A 20,800-nucleotide genomic window follows, 5' to 3' on the forward strand; every position below is an offset into this window, starting at 1 on the left:
ATTGGTATATTGATATTATTGAGTTACGAAGTGAAAAATTGCAATAAAAATAAAGCCTGCAGGAATAAGGATGGAATACCATTTTCCAAAAGCTTTAATTACCGGAGTATATTTCGGATGCCTTGCACCAACAGACTGGAATGAAGACTGGAAACCGTGAGCCAAATGCAGACCAAGCAAAACAAAAGAGATCACATATAAAGCCACTCTCCAGATGTCTGCAAATTTCTCATGCAGCTCCGGCCAGAAACGTTCTGCATCGGGAGCAAGTCCTTCTACATACTTGTAGTTGATTTCATGAAGCCAGAAATCATATAAGTGAAGCGCAAGGAATGCCAAAACAACTGCTCCTGAAATAATCATATTTCTGGACATCCATGAAGAGTTCACGGAAGGATTGTTGGAAGCATACTTTATAGGACGCGCTTTATTGTTCTTAATTTCCAGCACAAATCCCATAATGAAATGGAAAATAACTGCAAAGCCAAGAACAGGCTGCATTAAGAACTGCACAAAAGGATTATAGCCCATAAAATCCGATGCGGTATTGAATGCATCACGATTCAGGACTGATAACAAATTGGTCGTCAAATGCAGTATAAGAAAGATCAGCAAAAACATAGCTGATAATGCCATCGCATATTTTCTACCTATCGTAGAACTCGTTAAACCTGCCATATAAGTTTAAATTTGAATTTCCACAAAATTAAGAAATGTTAACAATATCGGGAAGTGAGAAATCTCACAATTAGCCAGTTTGTAATCTTTCTAAATAAGGATCTGACGCATTATTTAAAGGAAAAAATGAAATATGCGATTTATTATTTCAAATTGTAAATTCTGCCATTGTAAACTACCTTTTCTGTCATTTGAGGAAAGGTCTTTATTTCTACATTTCCAACACGTCTGGAAGAGCTGTAAGGGGTGGCTAAAAATTTGGAAACATTCTTTTTATCTGAGTTTCCTGTTATCCAGAAACAGGCTCTATTCCCTTTCTTTACGGACAATACTTTAGTTTTATTAAAATCATGAAGCAATACTTCTTCTTTCTGATTTTCAAAAATATTGAATCCTGTTCTGACCGCAAAAAAGATAAAAACCACAACTGTCAACCTGAATACATTTTTAAAACTGATCTTCAACAATAATGGTCTCAACATATAAACAATGACAAATAAAGATAAAACTTCGGTCAGATTCATCGCTATGTTTGAAAAAAACAATGTGCCTCTTTCTGCAAACCAATGAATGAGGCTTAATAAAATCCGCATTGACCCGTCGTATATGGAATTAATCAGTTCAAAATCCAGATCCAATCCTATGAGGGCCGTCATCAAAAAGGAAAATAGTATGAGTATTTCTGAAAACGGGACAATCAGGATATTGGCAGGAACAGAAACTAATGAGAACTGGTGAAAATAATAAAGCACCAGCGGAAGTGTCGCCAATTGGGCAGAAAGCGAAATGGTAATGGTATTGTATATCAGCTTTTTAAAATAACCGTCCTGTCGGGGAAAATATTTCAAAAGAGGCTGGTTGAGCCAAAAAATCCCTAACACAGCCAGAAAACTTAGCTGAAAACCTACATCGAAGAGTTGCTGTGTATCAATTACCAGAATAATCATAGCTGAGAGTGAAAGGGAATGAAGCAAGTCCGGCTTTCTCTGAAGCAGCACATAAATAAAATATACTGTAAGCATAATACAGGAACGCATCACAGAGTTTCCGAAACCTATGAATACCGCAAAAAGCCAGATAAAACCAATGCTGGAAATAATTGCATATTTCCTGAACCGTAGCGGACTGAACCTTGTCAGCAAAAAGTAAAACATTCCGAAAATTACGACAATATGGGTTCCGGAAATAGCCAGAAAATGAACCATTCCGGACTTGCTGAAATCCTGTACCATTCCAGCATCCATTTCCGTTCTGTCTGCGAGAATGATTCCTTTGAGGAATTCCCGGGTTTTGGGTGACATTTCTGTTTTGTCAATTTTTTGAAGCATGAATAATCTTCGTTGCTGAAACCATTCATTTAGATTTAAATCAACTCTTCCGGCAGCAGAAATTTCATCCGATAAATAGCACTGATATTCAATATTTTTTCTTCTCAGATATCCTGTATAATCAAATTGAAAATCATACTGCGGAGATTTTGGTTTCGACAGATAAGCATTGGCCTTGTAATAGTGGTTGAAATCAAGTTCCTTATTCGTTTTGGGAATATACATAACAGCATTGAAATTTTCTTTTCCGGCCTGAATTATGGCTTCATATTTTTTATTTTTCTCCGTAGAATTCAGTTTCTTTGAGATTTTAAAGAATACTGTTGTGTTTGGAGGAAGAGACATATTGCCGGACGAAAAGGTATTAAAAAAGTGAAGGGTCATTCCGGCTCCGAAAAACAGCAGTCCCAGCAAGACTGCTTTTGCTTTATGAAGAAAATAAGAATGTAAAAAATACAGAGCAAAAATTAACAGACAACCTGCCGAAATCATATAAATTATGGTTTCCCCTAATAGTAATTTATCCTGAAGAAAAATTCCGAGGATAAAGCAGACAGACAAAATAAGAAGCGGCTGTTTGTTCAAATTATCAATTATTTACAGCCAAAAAGTAATTAATTTGCCTGATTATTCAGTAACACAGATTTTGCAGAATTTGGATATTATTTCCTATTTCAAGAATAATATAAGGCCTGATAATTTACTACGAAATAAGGTTTTATATAAAAAATAAAAGCTGCCTTTTGCAGACAGCTTTATATTTAAAAAATGCTATTATCAGCAGTTTTATTTTAATTCATTTATTTTTTTAATCGAATCTTACTTTCTGAAAAACAAATCTATTTATCAAAAGATATTTCCGGGATTATTTACCCGTTAAAAACTGATCTGTCAAACGCCTGGTTTCTTTGATGTAGAACCAGGAATCTTTTCCGTAATCTTCATATTTGAAATTGCCCGTCTTTTTAGGAATTGCCGGTTCAATCTGTGTTCCTTCATGCCATTCATTAAATGAAGTGATCCCGATATAGTCCGGATTTACTTTTGCTGCTGCATGAAACATTCTTTCATAATATTTTCCGTTTTCCCTGCTTTTGAAATTGGCTTCATTCCAGGGTCTTATTCTTGTATCTGAATATCCAGGCCCTACACAAGGAATAAAAATAAGTTTATGATCTTTTGCAAATTGAGAAAGGTAGCTCCAGTTGGACACTGTACTTCCAAAAACAAAACCTTCGCTGGCAAAGTAGGTATAAAAACCATCAAACCCGGATTTTTCAAAAAAAACTGCATGTTCCTTTTCAACCCACAATCCTATATAAAGTCCGTCCAATTCTGTATTCCGAACTGTTTTTTCACCATTTTCAGAAAGGAGTTTTGTCCATTCTCCGGGGGAAATTTTATAGCTGTCGTACACATAGTACAACGGCTTTCCATCTTTTTTATAAAAAGCATGATGGTGAGAATAAGTCTTCACCAGGTAGGTAAGCTGTTCTCTAAGCTCTGTTATATTTTTGTAAAACGGTTCTATATGAAAAGCTACCTTAAGGCCAGACTGATCAGCTATATCAAGATATTGAGCAATACTTTTATCAACAAATGAGTCTTTTCCCAGCCAGCTTAAAACAACCACACCAACACCGGATTCTTTGATCATTTCCATGTGTTTTTTAATGATTTCCGGATCATTGGAACTGTAATTTCCTAAAGCAGGGTAAAAATTAGCACCAATATCGTCTCCTCCCCTATGATGTCCCAGGTTGTTCCATTTCTGATTGCTCCAGTGAGGGAGAATATCATGGTTCCAGTGCTCATACTTTCCATCTACTTCCGGATTTGCATACCATCCGTAATAAAAAATCTGAACTTTCTCCCGCGATTTATTATTCTGGGCAGAACTTTTCACGGAAATGTTCATCAACAGAATGAATATCAGTAAGCTTTTAAAATTCATGGTTATAAAATTTAAATCAAACCTCAACTTGCCTTACACGCTTACAATAACTGCAGCGGCTTTTTCACTGGCCCCTTTTCCGCCCAGTTTTTCTCTTAAAAGACTGTAATCTGCCAAAACCTGGTTTCTTTTTTCGCCTTCTATCATTTTATTAAGTTCATCTACAAGGTTTTTGGTATTCAGATCGGTTTGGATCAGCTCTTTTACTACTTCCCTGTCCATAATCAGATTGACCAGGGAAATATATTTTATGTTTTTCACAAGTCTTTTTGCAATGGCGTAAGAAATTTTACTTCCACGATAGCATACCACTTCCGGAACATTCAGCAGAGCTGTTTCCAATGTTGCTGTTCCCGAAGTTACCAAAGCTGCTTTTGAACATCTCAGCAGATCGTATGTTCTGTTGGATACAAAATGAACATTGTCATCCACATATTTTTGATAAAACTCTTTCGGGAGGCTTGGCGCACCGGCAATAACAAACTGGTAATTTTTAAAATGCGGTCTTACGGAAAGCATAATCTCAAGCATTTTCTCCACTTCCTGTTTTCTGGAACCGGGAAGAAGTGCGATAATTTCCTTTTCATTAAGGCCGTTTTCTTTTTTAAATTCTTCAATGCTGAGATCATTCAGTCCCGCAATAGCATCAAGAAGCGGATGCCCCACAAAATGAGAGTGAACCCCATGTTTTTTATAGAAATCTTCTTCGAAAGGAAGAATGACCATCATTTCATCCACATATTTTTTAACAATCTCTACCCTGCCTTCTTTCCAGGCCCAAAGCTGCGGAGAAATATAGTAAACTACTTTTATCCCAAGTTCTTTTGCAAATCTTGCGATTCTTAAATTAAATCCGGGATAATCGATCAGGATAAGGATATCAGGTTTATGGTTTTTGATATCTTCTTTGCAGAATTTAATATTGTTCAGGATGGTTCTTAAATTCATTGCCACTTCCAGGAATCCCATAAAAGCGAGGTCACGGTAATGTTTTACCAGAATTCCGCCCTGTGCTTTCATAAGATCTCCACCCCAGAATCTTATTTCTGCCTGCGGATCTTTCTGTTTAAGGGCTTTCATCAGGTTGCTCCCATGCAGATCACCGGAAGCTTCTCCTGCAATAATATAATACTTCATTTCTATAGTAAGGATAGAGAACAAATTAAGGTTTACTTGATCTTAATTTGTAAATTTGTCCAAAGATAATGATAAAAAATGTCAGAAGAATTTGAAATCCGAAATAAAGTTGCTGAAAGCGGTCTTGTGAATTTCGACCTGTCTACTCTGGTTCCTAAAGGGATAAGAAAGGGTATTGACCTTAAAGATTTTCTTTTCCAGGAAATGATCCTGAAGGAAAAAGATTTCAGGGAGAAAGTAGACGCCATTGATCCGGAAGAGTATAAAGACGCTTATATATACATTTACAATTCTGTAGATACTATTGTTCCGCTATGGGCTTATTTTGTATTGACTGCAAAGCTTACAGATGTTGCCAGAAAGATTGTTTTCGGGGACCGTGAAGACCTGGAAGTAATCCTGATGCACAATGCCATCCAGACTCATGATTTTGAAGATATGAGAGGCAAAAGAGTCCTTGTAAAAGGATGCACTGATAAAGAAATCCCTGAAAATGCATACATAGAACTTGTTGAACAGCTGAAACCAATGGTAAAATCCCTGATGTTTGGTGAAGCCTGCTCTAATGTTCCTATTGTAAAGAATTAATGTATGTTTAAAAATTTATACGCATTATTTTTATTTTTCATTTTTTTAGCCATTTATTACGTTGGCAGTTTTACAAGGATCCCGTTTGCTGACTGTGTAGGTTTTGTACACACTGTTGAATTGGGTAAATATGCTACAGTAGCAACTGCTATCACGCATTTTCTTTATGTAAATACAGGTATCCTGATTAAGGATATTACAGGGTTAGATGCTATTGCCGCCAGCAGGCTTTTAATTATTGGCTCTGCCGCTGCTACGGTATCCGTTATCTATCTTACAATAAAAAGCATTACTAAAAAAGAATGGGTTTCTGTTACGGCTGCAATCGTTTTCGGGCTCAGCTTTTCTTTCTGGAGAAATGCAGAGATTGTGGAAGTATATACATACAATTCATTCTGGATAAGCCTTTTCTTCTTTTCAATGGTAAAAAGTTTTACGGAGCATAAGAAGAAATATATTGTATTAAGTGGATTATTTTTAGGAATAAGTCTGTGGCTGCATATCCAGAATGTACTGCTGATCCCTGCCCTGCTATTGTTTTTATATTATTTTAAAGAAGAGAAAAAGTACGCTTACACTTCACTTTTTTTATTTTTGTTTCTTTTCGTTTCTATAACTGTTTTAAATGTTTCTCAGGGCCTTCCGTTAAGTTCTCCTTATACTGCGGAAGGAGGTCACTGGATACAGGATACCTTTAAGAAAACACCTAAGCAGTACCTTATAGATTTTGTTCAGTCTGTAGCCTATTTGGTTTACAATTTCAATATTTTCATCGTTTTCGGGATTATCGGGATGGTTCATTTATACCAATCGGACAAAAAGATGTTTTTTGTATTTTTCACCGCTGCTGTATGTGTGTACGGTTTTTCTACATTTTATGCGGTTTCAGATAACTATGTATTTTTCATCCCTTTTAATATGATCTTTGCCCTTTCAATTGGGTATGGACTTGCATTGCCGAAATACGAACCCCTGAAAAAATTCTCATGGGTATGTCTTTTTATTCCTCTCGGCTATTATGCTACCTATAAAACAGCATTCCTAACGGAACCGGGAAGAAGCTTCCATGAAGCTAAAAAGTACAAGGGTGGGCTTGATTATTATCTGGTTCCCTGGATGAACAACAATGTAGGCATCCTGAAATTCATCATCGAAAAGAAAAAATCCCCCGATCCGATGCACTGGATGATTAATGGAGCGAAGGATTATATAGAGCTGATGAAAAGTAAAGGATATACAGAAGAAGAGATTAAAAAACTTTAACAATAATTGTGAATACAAAAAACTTGTGAAACACATTTTTTAATATCTTTGATTTACTTAATATTATAAATAAACACAACATGAGTTTAATCGACCTACTTACAGGTAACACCAGCAACCAGGTTGCTGAACAGGCAGAAAACAAATTCGGTATCAGCAGAAACCAGATTATTGCCCTGTTGGCGGTAGCAGCTCCTTTGGTTATTTCTTATCTTAGAAACAAATCTCAGGATGCCAATGAAGCAGAAGCTTTGAACAATGCATTAGATAAAGACCACGACGGAAGTATACTTGATGATGCTTCACAAGCTGAAGCAAGACAGGCTGAAGGAGGATCTATCCTTGATCACGTTTTTGGCAGCCAGAAAAGTACCGTTGAAAACCAGTTATCTCAGAATACAGGAATCTCCATTGATAAAATTGGACCTGTTTTAGCGATGCTGGCTCCGGTAATTATGGGCTACATCGGTAAAGAAAAACAACAGAACAATGTAGGAGCCGGAGGTTTAGGAGATCTTTTGGGAGGAATTCTTGGAAATGCATCCAACCAGGCTCAGGCACAGCAATCCAACCCTTTAAATGACATTTTAGGAAGTGTTCTTGGAGGCGGACAGGCTCAATCCGGAGGCAATCCACTTAACGACATCCTGGGAAGTGTACTGGGTGGCGGACAGCAACAACAGCAAGGGGGCGGATTAGGAAGTATCCTTGGTAACATTTTAGGAGGAAAATAATTTAATTTTGCATATTGAAAAAGGCTGAAGATTGATCTTCAGCCTTTTTATTTTTAGCTCTCCGCTTCAGTTTCAGAAGATCCAACTGGAATGACAGACTCAATAATGACTTCCGGGTTCCATCAAATCTACACTTTCACAGTCTTCCACTTTCCTTTTTTAAACAGAACGAACGCAACAATAGTTATTAAAGTTTCTGCGGCAGGAATAGAGATAAAAACCCCTTTCGGCCCCATTTCAAAGTGCCTGGAAAGAAAATAAGCCAATGGAATCTGAAATAACCAGAACCCGAAAAAGTTCACCCAGGTTGGTGTCCAGGTATCACCTGCTCCGTTAAAAGCATTGATCAATACCATCCCGATTCCGTAGAAAATAAATCCTACGCTCATAATGTGCAATGCATTTTTGGCAAAATCTTTAATTGCCTCCTCCTGTGTAAAGAAACCGACAAGAAAGTCTCCGAGAAAGAAAAATATTAAACTTACGGCCAGCATGAAGATGACGTTATATTTTACTGTTTTCATCACAGACTGTTCTGCTCTCAGCATTTCATCAGCTCCCATATTCTGTCCCACCAGTGTGGAAGCCGCATTGCTAAGTCCCCATGCGGGAAGCATAAAGAACATCATCAGCCTCAGAGCCGTCTGATATCCGGCAGAAGCGTTTTCTCCGCCGGTAGTTGCAACCAGCTGGGCAAGAAAAATCCAGCTGCAGGAAGCAATCACAAACTGAAAAATACCGGGAGTTGCAATCTTTATAATAGATCTTATCTGATTGAAATCAGGAATAAAGTAAGAAAGTAGAATACGGATCTGGGTATCAGCTACAAAAAGATGATACAGCTGGTAAATAACACCGATACTTCTGCCTATTGTAGTGGCCAAAGCTGCCCCCGTAAGTCCCATCGCAGGAACAGGCCCCAGACCTTTAATGAACACCGGGCAAAGAATAATATTCACAATATTGGCAATCCAAAGAGATTTCATGGCAATGGCTGCATTTCCCGCTCCCCTGAAGATCCCGTTGATCAGAAATAAAAGCATAATAACCACACTGCTCCCCATCATAATTCTCGTAAAATCTTTTCCGTAAGCCGCAGCTTCAGGTTTTGAACCCATCAGAATTAAAATTTCTTCAGCATAAATAACCCCGAACAAACTGAGTATTGAAGTAACAATAAATGAAACCAGTAAAACCTGTGCTGCACTTCTGGAAGCCTGCTGCGGGTTTTTCTCCCCGATTCTCCGTGCCACCAAAGCCGTTGCAGCCATACTCATTCCTATTGCAATAGAGTACATTACCGAAAGTACCGATTCTGTTAGTCCAACACTCTGGATTGCATAACCGCTTTCTTTTAAATGCCCCACAAAATACAGGTCAACTAAGGCAAATACGGATTCCATTGCCATCTCCAGCATCATAGGAATAGCCAGGAGGAGAACTGCGCTTCTTATTGTTATTTTTGTGTAATCTACTTCATCGCCGCTAAAGGCCCTTTTCAAAAATTCTATATATTTTGACATTTTCTAATCAATAATTATCTGATTTCCAAAAATACAAATTCAATTCTTATAAAAAATTAGTTACTCATATCAAAAAAATAATTTAGATTTGTATATTCTTAAAATGAATCTTATGAAAAAAATAATCTCTACTGCTTTTCTACTTGTCATCTCGGCATCTGCCAACATGCTTTCCGCTCAGACTCAGTCTCTCAGCAAAGCACAGATGCAAGCTATTCAATCTGATAATGTTGCTTCATTTAAAAAGAATTTCTCAAAAGCAGATTACAACAAATGCTTTCCACTTAAGGATGAAACTTTCAGCGCATTAGGCTTCAGTTCACTTTACGGCAGAAATAATATCGTTAAATTCCTGTTAGACAACCAGGCAGATATTAATAAAGAGTGTAACGGTAAAACTCCCCTTGCATTAGCTAAATTGGGGAAAAAAGAAGAAACTGTACAGTTGTTGATACAAAAAGGCGCTGCAAATAATTAATTAAAAAGCCCTCAAATAATACACAAGACTTCCGAAAGGAAGTTTTTTTATTTTCTAAATTCAATAAATTACAATAAAATTTTATCGTAATACAATAAATTTTTATACATTTACAACAAAATAAGATGTTATGAAACTCATTGGTGAAAACTCTCTCTCAACTGTTATCAATAAACTTTTGATCATTGGTTTTGCAGTACAGGTTATGTATTTAGGATATCTGATTTTTGGATTTATTATCAGTTATATCAACCGGAATACGGCAAGCAGTTATTTTGCGGAAACATTCAAAATCGGAAACTTTGAGGATGAAGTAAAAAAGGTAAATTCCGAATCCCTGGACTTTCAGTTCAAAATGCCCTTTTCAGATAGTGTAACAACAGGTGATTATAGTCTGTTTGCCCTTACCTCCATTATTTTTTTCTTAGGATTCTACTGCCTTTTTACATTGTATTTATTCAAAATATTCAAAGGAATGAGCACTGATATTATTTTTAATAAAAAGGTTATTGTTGATTTAAAGCGGTTTGGATTACTGAACCTTCTTTTCATTCCTTTTTATTGCATTCTTTTGTTTTTCATTGACAAATCCTTATTCCATATTGATCCCATATTCATACTACTCCATTTTTCAATAGGAGTTGTTATTCTCTTTATTATAGAATTTTTCAAGAAAGGCTTCGAACTGCAGACACAAAATGATTTAACCATATAACTATGCCTATTATAATCAATATAGATGTGATGCTTGCCAAACGTAAAATGCAGTCTCAGGAACTGGCCGAGAAAATCGGGATTACGCAGGCCAATCTTTCCATTCTGAAAAACGGAAAAGCAAAGGCAATAAAAATATCGACTTTGGAAGCCATCTGTATGGCTTTAGAATGCCAGCCTGGCGATATACTGGAATTTAAACCTTAAAAAAATAATTATGGAACTACCTCAAATGCTGAACAAAAAAATTATTCTTATCCTGAATATTTTTATAGCATCGATCCTTTATGGACAAGAATTGACCAATGAGCACAAGCAGATGTTAAAATATGACAACACTGCTTATTTCCCTACTCTGGTTAATAAAGAAAACATCAATACATGTTATGTTGTAGAAAACAATTCCTATACTTTATTGGCCTTATCCATTAAAATGGACAGTACTCAGGTCTTTCAGAAGCTTATTGATGAAAAAGCAGATCCGGAAAAAATTTGTGATGGTAAAACAGCATTAATGTTTGCCGCAAAATACGGCAATACAGAACTTGCAAAAAAACTGTTACAGAACGGAGCAAAAAAAGACACCAAAACAGATAAGGGCTATACAGCGTTGGACTATGCCAAAAAATATGAAAAACCGGATATTATCAAACTTCTGGAATAAATTAATTAATTGCCCCATAAACATATAAATCCTTTCAGACTTCAAAATCTGAAAGGATTTTTGTATAAAAGTCCTATCTTTGCACCGAAAATTTCAAACCAATAATTATGTTTCGATCACACACGAACGGAGAATTATCTCTGAAAAATCTAAATGAAGAAGTTACACTTTCCGGATGGGTACAAACTATCCGCGACAAAGGATTTATGATTTGGATAGATCTTCGGGATCGTTACGGAATTACCCAACTGGTTTTTGATCAGGAACGTTCTTCTGCCCAACTTATAGAAGAAGCAAAAAAACTGGGCCGTGAATTCGTGATCCAGGTTACAGGAAAAGTAATTGAAAGAGTAAGCAAAAACCCTAATATTCCAACAGGAGAAATTGAAATTTTAGTTGAAAAATTAACGGTTCTTAATGAATCTCAGCTTCCGCCTTTCACTATTGAAGATGAAACGGATGGCGGTGAAGAATTAAGAATGAAATACCGCTATCTGGATATCAGGAGAAATCCTGTAAAAGAAAAACTGATCTTCCGTCATAAAATGGCTCAGAAAGTAAGAAACTATCTTTCAGAGGAAGGTTTTATTGAAGTGGAAACTCCCGTTTTAATTAAATCTACCCCGGAAGGTGCAAGAGACTTTGTTGTTCCAAGCAGAATGAATCCGGGACAGTTTTATGCACTTCCACAATCGCCACAAACATTCAAGCAGCTTTTGATGGTAGGCGGAATGGATAAATACTTCCAGATCGTAAAATGCTTCCGTGATGAAGATTTAAGAGCGGACAGACAGCCGGAATTTACACAAATCGACTGCGAAATGGCTTTCGTAGAACAGGAAGACATTATGAATGTTTTTGAAGGAATGACAAAAACATTAATCAAAGATATTACAGGACAGGAATTCGGAGCTTTCCCAAGAATGACTTTCGCTGATGCGATGAGAACATACGGAAATGATAAACCGGATATCCGTTTCGGAATGAAATTCGTAGAATTGAACGAACTTGTAAAAGGAAAAGATTTTAAAATATTTGATGACGCAGAACTGGTTGTTGGAATTAATGTTGAAGGCTGCGCAGATTATACCAGAAAGCAGATTGACGAACTGGTAGACTGGGTAAAACGTCCACAGATCGGAGCATCCGGAATGGTTTGGGCTAAATTCCAGCATGACGGCGTGAAGACTTCCTCTGTCAACAAATTCTACAGCGAAGAAGACCTGGCAAAGATCATTGAAAAATTCGGTGCCAAAGAAGGAGATTTAATACTGATCTTATCCGGAAATGAAAACAAGGTAAGAGCACAACTTTCTGCGCTTAGAATGGAGCTTGGAAACCGTTTGGGATTAAGAAAAGGAGACGTATTTGCTCCGCTTTGGGTAGTAGACTTCCCATTGCTGGAATTTGATGAGGAAAGCGGGCGTTACCACGCCATGCACCACCCTTTCACTTCTCCTAAACCGGAAGATATCCACTTACTGGAAACAGATCCGGGCAAAGCAAGAGCCAACGCTTATGATATGGTTCTTAACGGAAACGAGATCGGTGGCGGTTCCATCAGGATTTTTGATAAAGACCTTCAGTCTAAAATGTTTGATCTTTTAGGATTTACCAAAGAAGAAGCAGAAGCCCAATTCGGATTCCTGATGAACGCTTTCAAATACGGAGCACCTCCTCACGGTGGTCTGGCTTTCGGATTTGACCGTCTGGTGGCTATTCTTGACGGAAACGAAGTAATCAGGGATTATATCGCATTCCCTAAGAATAATTCAGGACGAGACGTAATGATCGATGCACCGGCATCTATTGCTGATGCACAACTGGATGAACTGGAAATACAACTTAATTTAAAAGCATAAATATAAAGCGGGGCAAATGCCCCGCTTTTTTAATGAGAAAAAAAATGAAAATCGCAGCAGCCCAAATCAGCCCCGTAAAAGGAAATATTCTTGAGAATATTGAAAAGCACAAAATGATAATCAAAGCCGCCATTGACCACAATGTTGACTTGATTATCTTTCCAGAACTGTCAATTACCGGCTATGAACCCGAATTGGCAGAACAGCTTTCCATTCATTATGAAGATTCTGTTTTAGATATTTTTCAAAAAACAGCAGATGAAAATAACATAAGCATTACTGTTGGAATGCCTACAAAGTTCGATGATCTTTTATTTGTCAGCAGTATCATATTCCAGCCGGGAAAAAGAAGAAATGTTTATTTGAAACGTAATCTTTTTCCAACCGAAACCGGCATCTTTTCAAAAGGTAACGGCTTTTTTCAAATGGAAGTATTGCAGAAGAAAATTTCATTAGCCATATGTTATGATCTATCTGACCCTCTGCATTCTCAGGAGGCTTATCAGGCAGGATCAGATATCTATACAGCAAGTGTCCTCAATTCTGTAAATGGTATTAATGATGATCTTGTTAAACTTTCCAATATTGCGGCAAAATATCATATGTATGTTTTAATGGCAAATTTTACAGGAAAATCCGGAGGTTATGAATGTGCCGGAAAATCTTCCGTATGGAGTAAAGAAGGAAGTTTACTTGGTCAGCTCAATGGTGAAGATGAAGGAATCCTTATTTTAGATACGGACAATGATCAGATAGAAAAAGTTTATACAAACTAATATTTTAAAAACTACGGACAAAGAATTTATCCCTGTTAAAAATTCAAAAGAAAGCATTAGAGATAATTAACAGGGTAATTTTAAATTCAAGAGACACCATTCAATAAAGCAAACACCGATGAAATAAATTTTATCAATTATCTTCAATGTCTTGAAAAAAAATTCAAATTAAAATAAATATTAAAATATTTTAAATACTTAACGGCATAATCATTGTACGTTTTACACAAAATAGAGTACAATGAAAGCAATTTGGAATGGCGCCATTGGATTCGGTTTAGTTAATATCCCTGTTAAGATCTACTCCGCCACAGAAACTACTAAACTTGATCTCGACATGCTCGATAAATCTGATTATTCCAATATCAAATTTAAAAGAGTAAATGAGACTACAGGAAAGGAAGTGAAATGGGAAAATATTGTAAAAGGTTATCTCATGGATGATAAATACATCGTTCTCGATGAAGAAGATTACGAGGCTGCAAGCCCCGAAAAAACAAAAATACTTTCCATTGACCAATTCGTACAGGAATCGGAAGTAGACAGCGTATATTTTGAAAATCCCTACTTTCTTGAACCTCAGAAAAATGGTGAAAATGCTTACCGGCTACTGCTAAAAGCACTCCTGGAAACAGAAATGGCAGGCATTGGTACTTTTGTACTCCGTGAAAGTGAGGCAATCGGGATGATCAGGCCTTACAATGAAGAGATTCTGGTTCTGAACAGACTCAGATTCGATCAGGAAATCAGAGACTATAAAGATCTCAAAATTCCGGCTCAGAAAGCTCCCAAACCTGCAGAACTTAAAATGGCCGTGAGCCTTATCAAGCAACTCTCCCAGGATTTTGATCCTGTTATGTATAAAGATACTTATTCTGATGAACTGATGAAGATCATTAAGCAGAAAGCGAAAGGTAAAAATATAAAAGCTCAAAAAACCGAGCCTGTAAAAGAAGGCAAAGTGATTGATCTTATGGCTCAGCTAAAAGCCAGTTTACAACATTCCAAATCCAAATCCGCATCGTAATGGCTCTCAAAGATTATAACGAAAAACGTAAGTTCAACGAAACCACAGAACCTGAAGGGAAAACAAAAAAAAGTAAAGACAAGCTTATTTTTGTCATTCAAAGGCATGCAGCATCCCGGCTTCATTATGATTTCCGGCTGGAAATGGAAGGTGTTTTGAAAAGCTGGGCCGTTCCTAAAGGACCGTCCCTCGATCCGAAAGATAAACGGCTCGCCATGATGGTGGAAGATCATCCGTATGATTACAAAGATTTCGAAGGAAACATTCCGGAAGGAAATTACGGAGCCGGACAGGTGGAAATCTGGGACAGCGGAACTTATGAACCCCTGGAAGAAACCAAATTATCTGATGAAAAAGAACTTTTAAAAGAACTGCATTCAGGGTCATTAAAGTTCATTTTGCACGGTAAAAAACTCAAAGGTGAATTTGCCCTTGTTAAAATGAAAAATACCGAGGATAATGCCTGGCTGCTGATCAAGCATAAAGATGAATTTACAGAAAGTCCTTATGATGCCGAAGAAAACACTTCATCAAAATCCCTGGTAACGAAATTTTTAGAGGAAAAAAAAAGCCTGAAAATAAAGGAAGAAAAGAAGTCATAACTTCAGAAAGCAAGTTCAGGAACTTCAATTCTTTAACGAATGAAAAGAAGCTTGCTTCATTTATCAAACCTATGCTGGCCAGATCTTCTGATAAGGCTTTCGATGATGAAGACTGGGTTTTTGAAATAAAATGGGACGGCTACAGGGCTATTGCCGATCTCAGTCATAAGGAACCCCTTTTCTATTCCCGGAACGGGATTTCATTTTTATTAAAATTTGAGAAGATTACTGAAGGTTTTGAACATCAAAAGCACAGCATGATCCTCGATGGAGAAATTGTGGCATATGATGAACATGGAAAGCCTAATTTTCAACTTTTACAACAGATTGGTGACAACCCCAATCTTGCCCTGACTTACCAGGTTTTTGATCTTCTCTGGCTGAACGGCCATTCTACAGAAGAACTTCCTCTTCTACAACGAAAAGAACTTTTAAAAGAGGCTTTAACGGAAACAGACATTATCAAATACTGCGACCACATTCCGGAAAAAGGAACTGCTTTTTTTAAGCAGCTGCAGGAAATGAAGCTGGAAGGAATGATCGCGAAAAAAGCGGACAGCTTATATGTTGAAAACAGCAGAACTAGCGACTGGCTTAAAATAAAATTCACCAACACGGATGAAGCAATTATCTGCGGATTTACAGAGCCCAGAGGTTCACGTAAAAGCTTTGGAGCTTTAATCTTGGGCAAATATATTGACGGCAAACTTATTTATTGTGGGCATACGGGAACAGGCTTCAATAATGAATCTTTGAAACAGCTTTATGACAGGCTGCAAGAGTTTATTATAAAAAAATCCCCTTTTGAAACAATCCCCAAAACCAATATGCCCGTAACCTGGACCAAACCTGAACTGGTCTGTGAAATCAAATATTCCGAAATAACGAAAGACGGAATTTACCGCCACCCTGTTTTCATAGCCGTACGGGAAGACAAAGAGCCTGAAGAAATTACATCTACCCTGATTAACGAAAAACCTAAAAAAATGAAAGCTAAAACTTCATCAAAGAAAACAGAAAATTCAGAAAAGGAAATTACACTGGATAAACATACAATAAAACTTACCAACCAAGATAAAATTTATTTTCCAACAGATGGGATTGTAAAAGGTGATGTAATAGAGTATTATCAATCTGTTGCTGCTTATATTTTGCCTTATTTAAAAAACCGTCCCTTATCCCTTAACCGTTTCCCAAATGGAATTGAGGAAAAGGGATTTTACCAGAAGGATGCAGGAGACAATATGCCGGAATGGATTAAAACTACCAAAGTTTATTCGGAATCCAATGATAAATATATTGATTATGTTTACTGCAATGATAAAGCAACTTTAGCCTATCTGAATAATTTAGGCTGTATTGATATGAACCCGTGGAACAGTGCTCTTCCTGATCTTGAACATCCTGATTACCTGGTCCTGGACCTCGATCCTTCAAAGAAAAATACATTTGACGATGTGATTGAAACTGCACTGCAGGTCAACGAAGTTTTAAGTTCAGTCAAAATTAAAGGGTATTGCAAAACTTCCGGAAGCACGGGAATACATATTTATATTCCGATGGGTGGGAAATATGATTTTGACCAGGTGAAAGACTTTGCCCATATCCTGATGAAGCAGGTCAACGAAAAGCTTCCCAAGATAACAACACTGGAAAGAAGTTTACAGAAAAGAGATGATAATAAAATCTATCTGGATTATCTTCAAAACAGAACCGGACAGACTTTGGCAAGTGCGTACAGTTTAAGACCAAAAGAAGGTGCATCTGTTTCAATGCCTCTGGAATGGGAAGAATTGAAACCCGGATTAAAGCCTACTGATTTCACTATTGATAATGCCTTGGAGAGAATTAAAGAAAAAGGGGATTTATTTAAACCTGTTTTAGGAAAAGGAATTGATATAATGAAGGCATTGGAGTTGTTGCAAGACGGCGATTAAAACTCTATTTTTGAAATGGTCAAAAAATTGACCATAATCACTAATAGCAATGAACGAAACTATTACAATTCAAATTCCTTTTAATGAGAAATTTGAAAGACAAAACCAAGATTTTTATTTTAAATATGTATGGGGTAAAACGATAAAAAACTGGTGGAAAATTGCACTCTTCACCTTAGTATTTTTATTCTTAGGATTTTATCCAATAGAAAACTTTGATAAAAATTTACTCTATTACATCTGTAAATATGTCGGTATTTTTCTATTTGGATATTGTTCCATTTTAGTCAATCACTATTTTGTTTCCAGAAAGAAATTCAGAAAAGAAATTGATCAGATTATCGCTGATTTCAAGGCGAAGAATGAGTCTTCTTTCATTATTTTAGATGATAACAGTATTAAATTTAAAAATGTATTCTATACCATCTCTTCCGTTTGGGAAAAAGTTTCTTATATAGAATCAAATGATACTATTATCATTAATCCAATCAATACCTTATCCTTTATTATTCAAAAACCAGAATTTAAAAATAATGAATTTGACATCATATTAAATTATCTTCAAAAATATTCAAAAAAACAAAATTAAGGGAGTTTTGCCACCAAGCTTTCCGGCAGTATTTTTAGGATAAAATAAATGATTTTCCACTTAAAATTCGGAACAATAGTAAAGGAATTTCCGGCATTAACAATAAATTTCGCCACATAATCCGGTTCCATAATCAGGGATTCATTGAGTTGCAAGCCTTCATTAATCTTTGTTCTGATATAACCGATAACCAAAGCATTAACTTTTATTTTTCTTGATGCCAATTCCTGCCTTAAACCTGCTAAATATTGAGTAAATGCCGCTTTTGTACTTCCATACACAAAATTACTCTTCCTTCCCCTTACTCCTGAAAGGGAAGAAAGCCCTATAATTCTTTCAAGATTTGTATTGCTTTTATCTGTTGCAATCCTATTCAGGATGGAGACAGCTCCCATATAATTAACCATCATCATCTGCTTCGTTCCTTTGAAGTCTTTCAGCGCTTTTTCATTATCAACAAGGAAACCGGCAGCATACACCACAATATGAGGTTTTGCAGGAAGATCATCATAAAATTTCTGATGAGAATCAAAATCTACAGCATCAAAATAAAGAATATTCATCTTTGAATGATCTACATGATTATCCGCAACAAATTTTTCCAGCGAAACAGTATCCCGCGAAGCTGCCAATACCGAAAATCCTTTTTCTATGTACTGTTTGATACACTCTTTGGCTACATCTGAATTGGCTCCTAAAATAAGAACGGTTTTGCCTGTATTTTGATTCATTGTGCAAAGATATTTATTTGATTTTATGAAACGTAGATTTTAAGAAAAGTTCGAGTTTTAAATACAAATCTGAAAGTATGCTGTAACTAAGTTTATTTAACGCAAAGATTTAAATGCTGAATGTATTATTTTAAGTTAAGCAAGAGGTCACTGATTAAGTATGCATTTATTCATCTGCTTAATCAGATCAGTCAAAGATTGATTTCTTCTTTGTATTCTTCTAATCTGCAATATCAAAATAAAATTTTGCATTAAATAAAAAACAACATTTATCCTTATAAAAAGCTCGGCGCGGTGAACTTTGTTCACCGCGCCGAGCAATATTTTCAAACTAAAAAATTATTTCTTTTCAGTTTCAATTTCTTTTTTCTCTGTTGTTTTTTCTGCAGCTTTTGCTTTGTCTCCAAAACGGGCTTCAGTAAATTCTCTTGAAACAGCCGCTTTTTCAAATTTCAGTTTACCGGATAAAGTTTCAATAACAAATCCGTCATCCTGAACCTGAGCAATTCTTCCATGAAGACCGGAAGTAAGAACGACTCTTGTTCCAACTTTTAAGGTTTCCTGGAAATTCTTCTCCTGCTTCTGTTTTCTCATCTGTGGTCTTATCATCAGAAAATAAAACCCAACAAACATCACTCCCATCATGATCAGCATCATTGATGAAGATCCCTGTGGCTGTGCCTGTAAAAAGATTGTCAGCATATTTTATAATTATGGTTGAATGTTCGCTGTGAACGTTAATTTAATAGGAGCTTTATCTACGTTTGCAAATACATCTGCATACTTTTGAACGTTTCCGTCAAAGCTTGAAGAATCAAAATGCAAAGTGATATTTCCTTTTTTACCAGGAAGGATAGGATCTTTTGTAAAATCAGGAGCCGTACATCCGCACCCAGGTTTTACTTCAGAGATCACTAATGGATTTTTTCCTGTATTGGTAATCTCGTAAATGTGCTGTACTTTCTCTCCTTTTTTGATTTTCCCAAAATCGAAATTGCTTTCAGACAGTGCAACAGATGTTGATGGCTGGTTAGAAACCGGAGCTGCAGCGGCAGTTTCAGCTGAAACCGGAGCAGCGGTAGGGTTAGTGGGAGCCAAATTGGTTGCACCGGCAGTAGAATCTGTAATATTAGCAGCTTCTGCACCGGCAGCAGCTTGCTGATTTTCTTTTTTACAAGAAACCAAACCAAGGCCTATAATAGACAAAGCGATAATTGATAACGTCTTTTTCATGTTAAATTCTATTTTGATCTTTACAATATTTATCCAAAATTCCGTTAATGAAGATATTGGAACGGTCTGTTGCAAATACTTTTGCAATTTCAATATATTCATTGATAATAACTCTTGAAGGGGTAAAAGGAAAATTATCCAGTTCTGAAATAGCAGTTGCCAAAATTACTTTATCCATTAAAGAAACTCTTTCCAGGTCCCAGTTTTCCAATCTTTCACTTAGTTTCTTCTCATTGGCTTCCCAATTGTTAAGAGTATCCCTAAGAAGTTTTCCGGCAAAAGTTTTATCTTCTTCATCTTTAATCATCTTGATTAAAGTTCTGCTTTCCTCATCTTCTTTCAGGAAACCGATTGTTTTCTGTACCATGGAGTTGGCAATGTGGATATCATCATACCATGAAAGTTCCTTATCACTAAGATAGTCCTGGAAATCATCATTCTCAGCGATATATCTTAAAAACAGCTTTCCGATAAATTTCTGATCTTCCTCAAAAGAATATCCGTCTTCTTTCATAAAATCCTGATACCGTTTTCCTGCTGTGATTCTCTGGAAAGTTTTTACCAGCAGATCATCGTGCAGATCCCATTTCAACTGCTTCTGCTGTCCTGTGAAAAACAATCTTTCAGGGTTTTCTTCAAGCTTGTTCAGTACCTGGTTATTGATGAATTTTTGGTTAGGATTAATATCAGCATCGGTTTTAATGTATTTGTTCTTTCCGATTTCAATTTGAGTCTCTGCCAATTCTTTCAGAGCTACTAAAAAATTAAGCTGATAGATATAGAGATTATAGATTTTCTCTATTCCTGAGAACATGTTTTTCTCTAAAACATCAAATTTTACAGGATTCTGGTAATAAGAATACACTGTCTGTACTACTTTTTCACGGATTTGTCGTCTTCCTAACATTCAAAGAGCTTTTTATGGGTGCAAAGATACAAAAATTAAAATTGATGAAATTCGTAGTCTGTCTACATTTTTGTA

General features: G+C 36.4%; 22 protein-coding genes. 13 read left to right on the forward strand and 9 right to left on the reverse strand.

Features of this window, described 5'->3' with window-relative positions:
• Window positions 1–15: 15 nt before the first annotated feature.
• The 4 genes from HNP36_RS18230 to lpxB all read right to left on the reverse strand — a co-directional run bounded on the left by HNP36_RS18230 (window position 16) and on the right by lpxB (window position 5,097).
• Window positions 16–678 carry a succinate dehydrogenase cytochrome b subunit gene (locus HNP36_RS18230; protein WP_184167176.1) on the reverse strand — a complete coding sequence of 221 codons (663 nt, stop codon included), beginning with the start codon at window positions 676–678 and terminating at the stop codon, window positions 16–18.
• Between the two features lie 143 nt (window positions 679–821).
• Entirely contained in the window at window positions 822–2,591 is a 1,770-nt protein-coding gene (locus HNP36_RS18235; RefSeq protein ID WP_184167179.1) for a ComEC/Rec2 family competence protein, read from the reverse strand.
• A 280-nt stretch (window positions 2,592–2,871) separates the two neighbouring features.
• Window positions 2,872–3,960, reverse strand: coding sequence for a glycoside hydrolase family 99 protein (locus HNP36_RS18240; RefSeq protein WP_184167182.1), 1,089 nt, complete (start codon window positions 3,958–3,960; stop codon window positions 2,872–2,874).
• A gap of 33 nt (window positions 3,961–3,993) precedes the next feature.
• Complete coding sequence (gene lpxB, locus HNP36_RS18245) at window positions 3,994–5,097, reverse strand: lipid-A-disaccharide synthase (RefSeq protein ID WP_184167185.1); 1,104 nt, start codon at window positions 5,095–5,097, stop codon at window positions 3,994–3,996.
• 78 nt (window positions 5,098–5,175) lie between these two features.
• Between lpxB and HNP36_RS18250 the strand changes: the two genes are divergently transcribed.
• The 3 genes from HNP36_RS18250 (at window position 5,176) to HNP36_RS18260 (ending at window position 7,682) form a co-directional block, all read left to right on the forward strand.
• Window positions 5,176–5,685 carry a DUF2480 family protein gene (locus HNP36_RS18250; RefSeq protein WP_184167188.1) on the forward strand — a complete coding sequence of 170 codons (510 nt, stop codon included), beginning with the start codon at window positions 5,176–5,178 and terminating at the stop codon, window positions 5,683–5,685.
• A gap of 3 nt (window positions 5,686–5,688) precedes the next feature.
• Entirely contained in the window at window positions 5,689–6,948 is a 1,260-nt protein-coding gene (locus HNP36_RS18255) for a protein O-mannosyl-transferase family (protein ID WP_184167191.1), read from the forward strand.
• 80 nt (window positions 6,949–7,028) lie between these two features.
• Entirely contained in the window at window positions 7,029–7,682 is a 654-nt protein-coding gene (locus HNP36_RS18260; RefSeq protein WP_184167194.1) for a DUF937 domain-containing protein, read from the forward strand.
• A 128-nt stretch (window positions 7,683–7,810) separates the two neighbouring features.
• On the opposite strand, the gene HNP36_RS18265 is transcribed toward HNP36_RS18260, so the two are convergent.
• Entirely contained in the window at window positions 7,811–9,205 is a 1,395-nt protein-coding gene (locus HNP36_RS18265; RefSeq protein WP_184167198.1) for an MATE family efflux transporter, read from the reverse strand.
• 112 nt (window positions 9,206–9,317) lie between these two features.
• On the opposite strand from HNP36_RS18265, the gene HNP36_RS18270 reads away from it, so the two are divergent.
• The 10 genes from HNP36_RS18270 to HNP36_RS18315 all read left to right on the forward strand — a co-directional run bounded on the left by HNP36_RS18270 (window position 9,318) and on the right by HNP36_RS18315 (window position 17,854).
• Window positions 9,318–9,683 (forward strand): ankyrin repeat domain-containing protein, encoded by a 366-nt coding sequence (locus HNP36_RS18270; RefSeq protein WP_184167201.1) that lies wholly within the window; start codon window positions 9,318–9,320, stop codon window positions 9,681–9,683.
• A gap of 130 nt (window positions 9,684–9,813) precedes the next feature.
• Window positions 9,814–10,398 carry a DUF2975 domain-containing protein gene (locus HNP36_RS18275; protein ID WP_184167204.1) on the forward strand — a complete coding sequence of 195 codons (585 nt, stop codon included), beginning with the start codon at window positions 9,814–9,816 and terminating at the stop codon, window positions 10,396–10,398.
• Between the two features lie 2 nt (window positions 10,399–10,400).
• Window positions 10,401–10,604, forward strand: a complete 204-nt coding sequence (locus HNP36_RS18280; protein ID WP_184167207.1) for a helix-turn-helix domain-containing protein — start codon at window positions 10,401–10,403, stop codon at window positions 10,602–10,604.
• A gap of 10 nt (window positions 10,605–10,614) precedes the next feature.
• Window positions 10,615–11,061 carry an ankyrin repeat domain-containing protein gene (locus HNP36_RS18285; protein WP_184167210.1) on the forward strand — a complete coding sequence of 149 codons (447 nt, stop codon included), beginning with the start codon at window positions 10,615–10,617 and terminating at the stop codon, window positions 11,059–11,061.
• Window positions 11,062–11,168: 107 nt separating this feature from the next.
• Window positions 11,169–12,923 (forward strand): aspartate--tRNA ligase, encoded by a 1,755-nt coding sequence (gene aspS / locus HNP36_RS18290; protein WP_184167213.1) that lies wholly within the window; start codon window positions 11,169–11,171, stop codon window positions 12,921–12,923.
• A gap of 44 nt (window positions 12,924–12,967) precedes the next feature.
• A complete protein-coding gene (locus HNP36_RS18295) occupies window positions 12,968–13,699 on the forward strand; it encodes a carbon-nitrogen hydrolase family protein (protein WP_184167216.1) in 732 nt (243 codons plus the stop codon).
• A gap of 241 nt (window positions 13,700–13,940) precedes the next feature.
• Window positions 13,941–14,726, forward strand: a complete 786-nt coding sequence (locus tag HNP36_RS18300) for a Ku protein (protein ID WP_184167219.1) — start codon at window positions 13,941–13,943, stop codon at window positions 14,724–14,726.
• Window positions 14,726–15,328 carry a DNA polymerase ligase N-terminal domain-containing protein gene (locus HNP36_RS18305; RefSeq protein WP_184167222.1) on the forward strand — a complete coding sequence of 201 codons (603 nt, stop codon included), beginning with the start codon at window positions 14,726–14,728 and terminating at the stop codon, window positions 15,326–15,328. Before HNP36_RS18300 ends, HNP36_RS18305 begins: the two co-directional genes overlap by 1 nt.
• Window positions 15,329–15,399: 71 nt before the next feature.
• The gene (gene ligD, locus HNP36_RS18310; RefSeq protein ID WP_184167225.1) at window positions 15,400–17,265 is read left to right on the forward strand and encodes a DNA ligase D; all 1,866 of its coding nucleotides are present in this window, start codon (window positions 15,400–15,402) and stop codon (window positions 17,263–17,265) included.
• A 49-nt stretch (window positions 17,266–17,314) separates the two neighbouring features.
• Window positions 17,315–17,854 (forward strand): hypothetical protein, encoded by a 540-nt coding sequence (locus HNP36_RS18315; protein ID WP_184167228.1) that lies wholly within the window; start codon window positions 17,315–17,317, stop codon window positions 17,852–17,854.
• Here HNP36_RS18315 and HNP36_RS18320 read toward each other — a convergent pair.
• The 4 genes from HNP36_RS18320 to HNP36_RS18335 all read right to left on the reverse strand — a co-directional run bounded on the left by HNP36_RS18320 (window position 17,851) and on the right by HNP36_RS18335 (window position 20,725).
• Window positions 17,851–18,585, reverse strand: a complete 735-nt coding sequence (locus HNP36_RS18320; protein ID WP_184167232.1) for an SDR family NAD(P)-dependent oxidoreductase — start codon at window positions 18,583–18,585, stop codon at window positions 17,851–17,853. The two genes, HNP36_RS18315 and HNP36_RS18320, sit on opposite strands and share 4 nt — an antisense overlap.
• A gap of 339 nt (window positions 18,586–18,924) precedes the next feature.
• Entirely contained in the window at window positions 18,925–19,287 is a 363-nt protein-coding gene (gene yajC, locus HNP36_RS18325; protein ID WP_184167235.1) for a preprotein translocase subunit YajC, read from the reverse strand.
• A 9-nt stretch (window positions 19,288–19,296) separates the two neighbouring features.
• Complete coding sequence (locus HNP36_RS18330) at window positions 19,297–19,818, reverse strand: DUF1573 domain-containing protein (RefSeq protein WP_184167238.1); 522 nt, start codon at window positions 19,816–19,818, stop codon at window positions 19,297–19,299.
• Between the two features lies 1 nt (window position 19,819).
• Window positions 19,820–20,725, reverse strand: coding sequence for a transcription antitermination protein NusB (locus tag HNP36_RS18335; RefSeq protein ID WP_184167241.1), 906 nt, complete (start codon window positions 20,723–20,725; stop codon window positions 19,820–19,822).
• Between the last annotated feature and the right edge of the window lie 75 nt (window positions 20,726–20,800).

It is taken from the genome of Chryseobacterium shigense, from assembly GCF_014207845.1.
Lineage (GTDB): Bacteria > Bacteroidota > Bacteroidia > Flavobacteriales > Weeksellaceae > Chryseobacterium > Chryseobacterium shigense_A.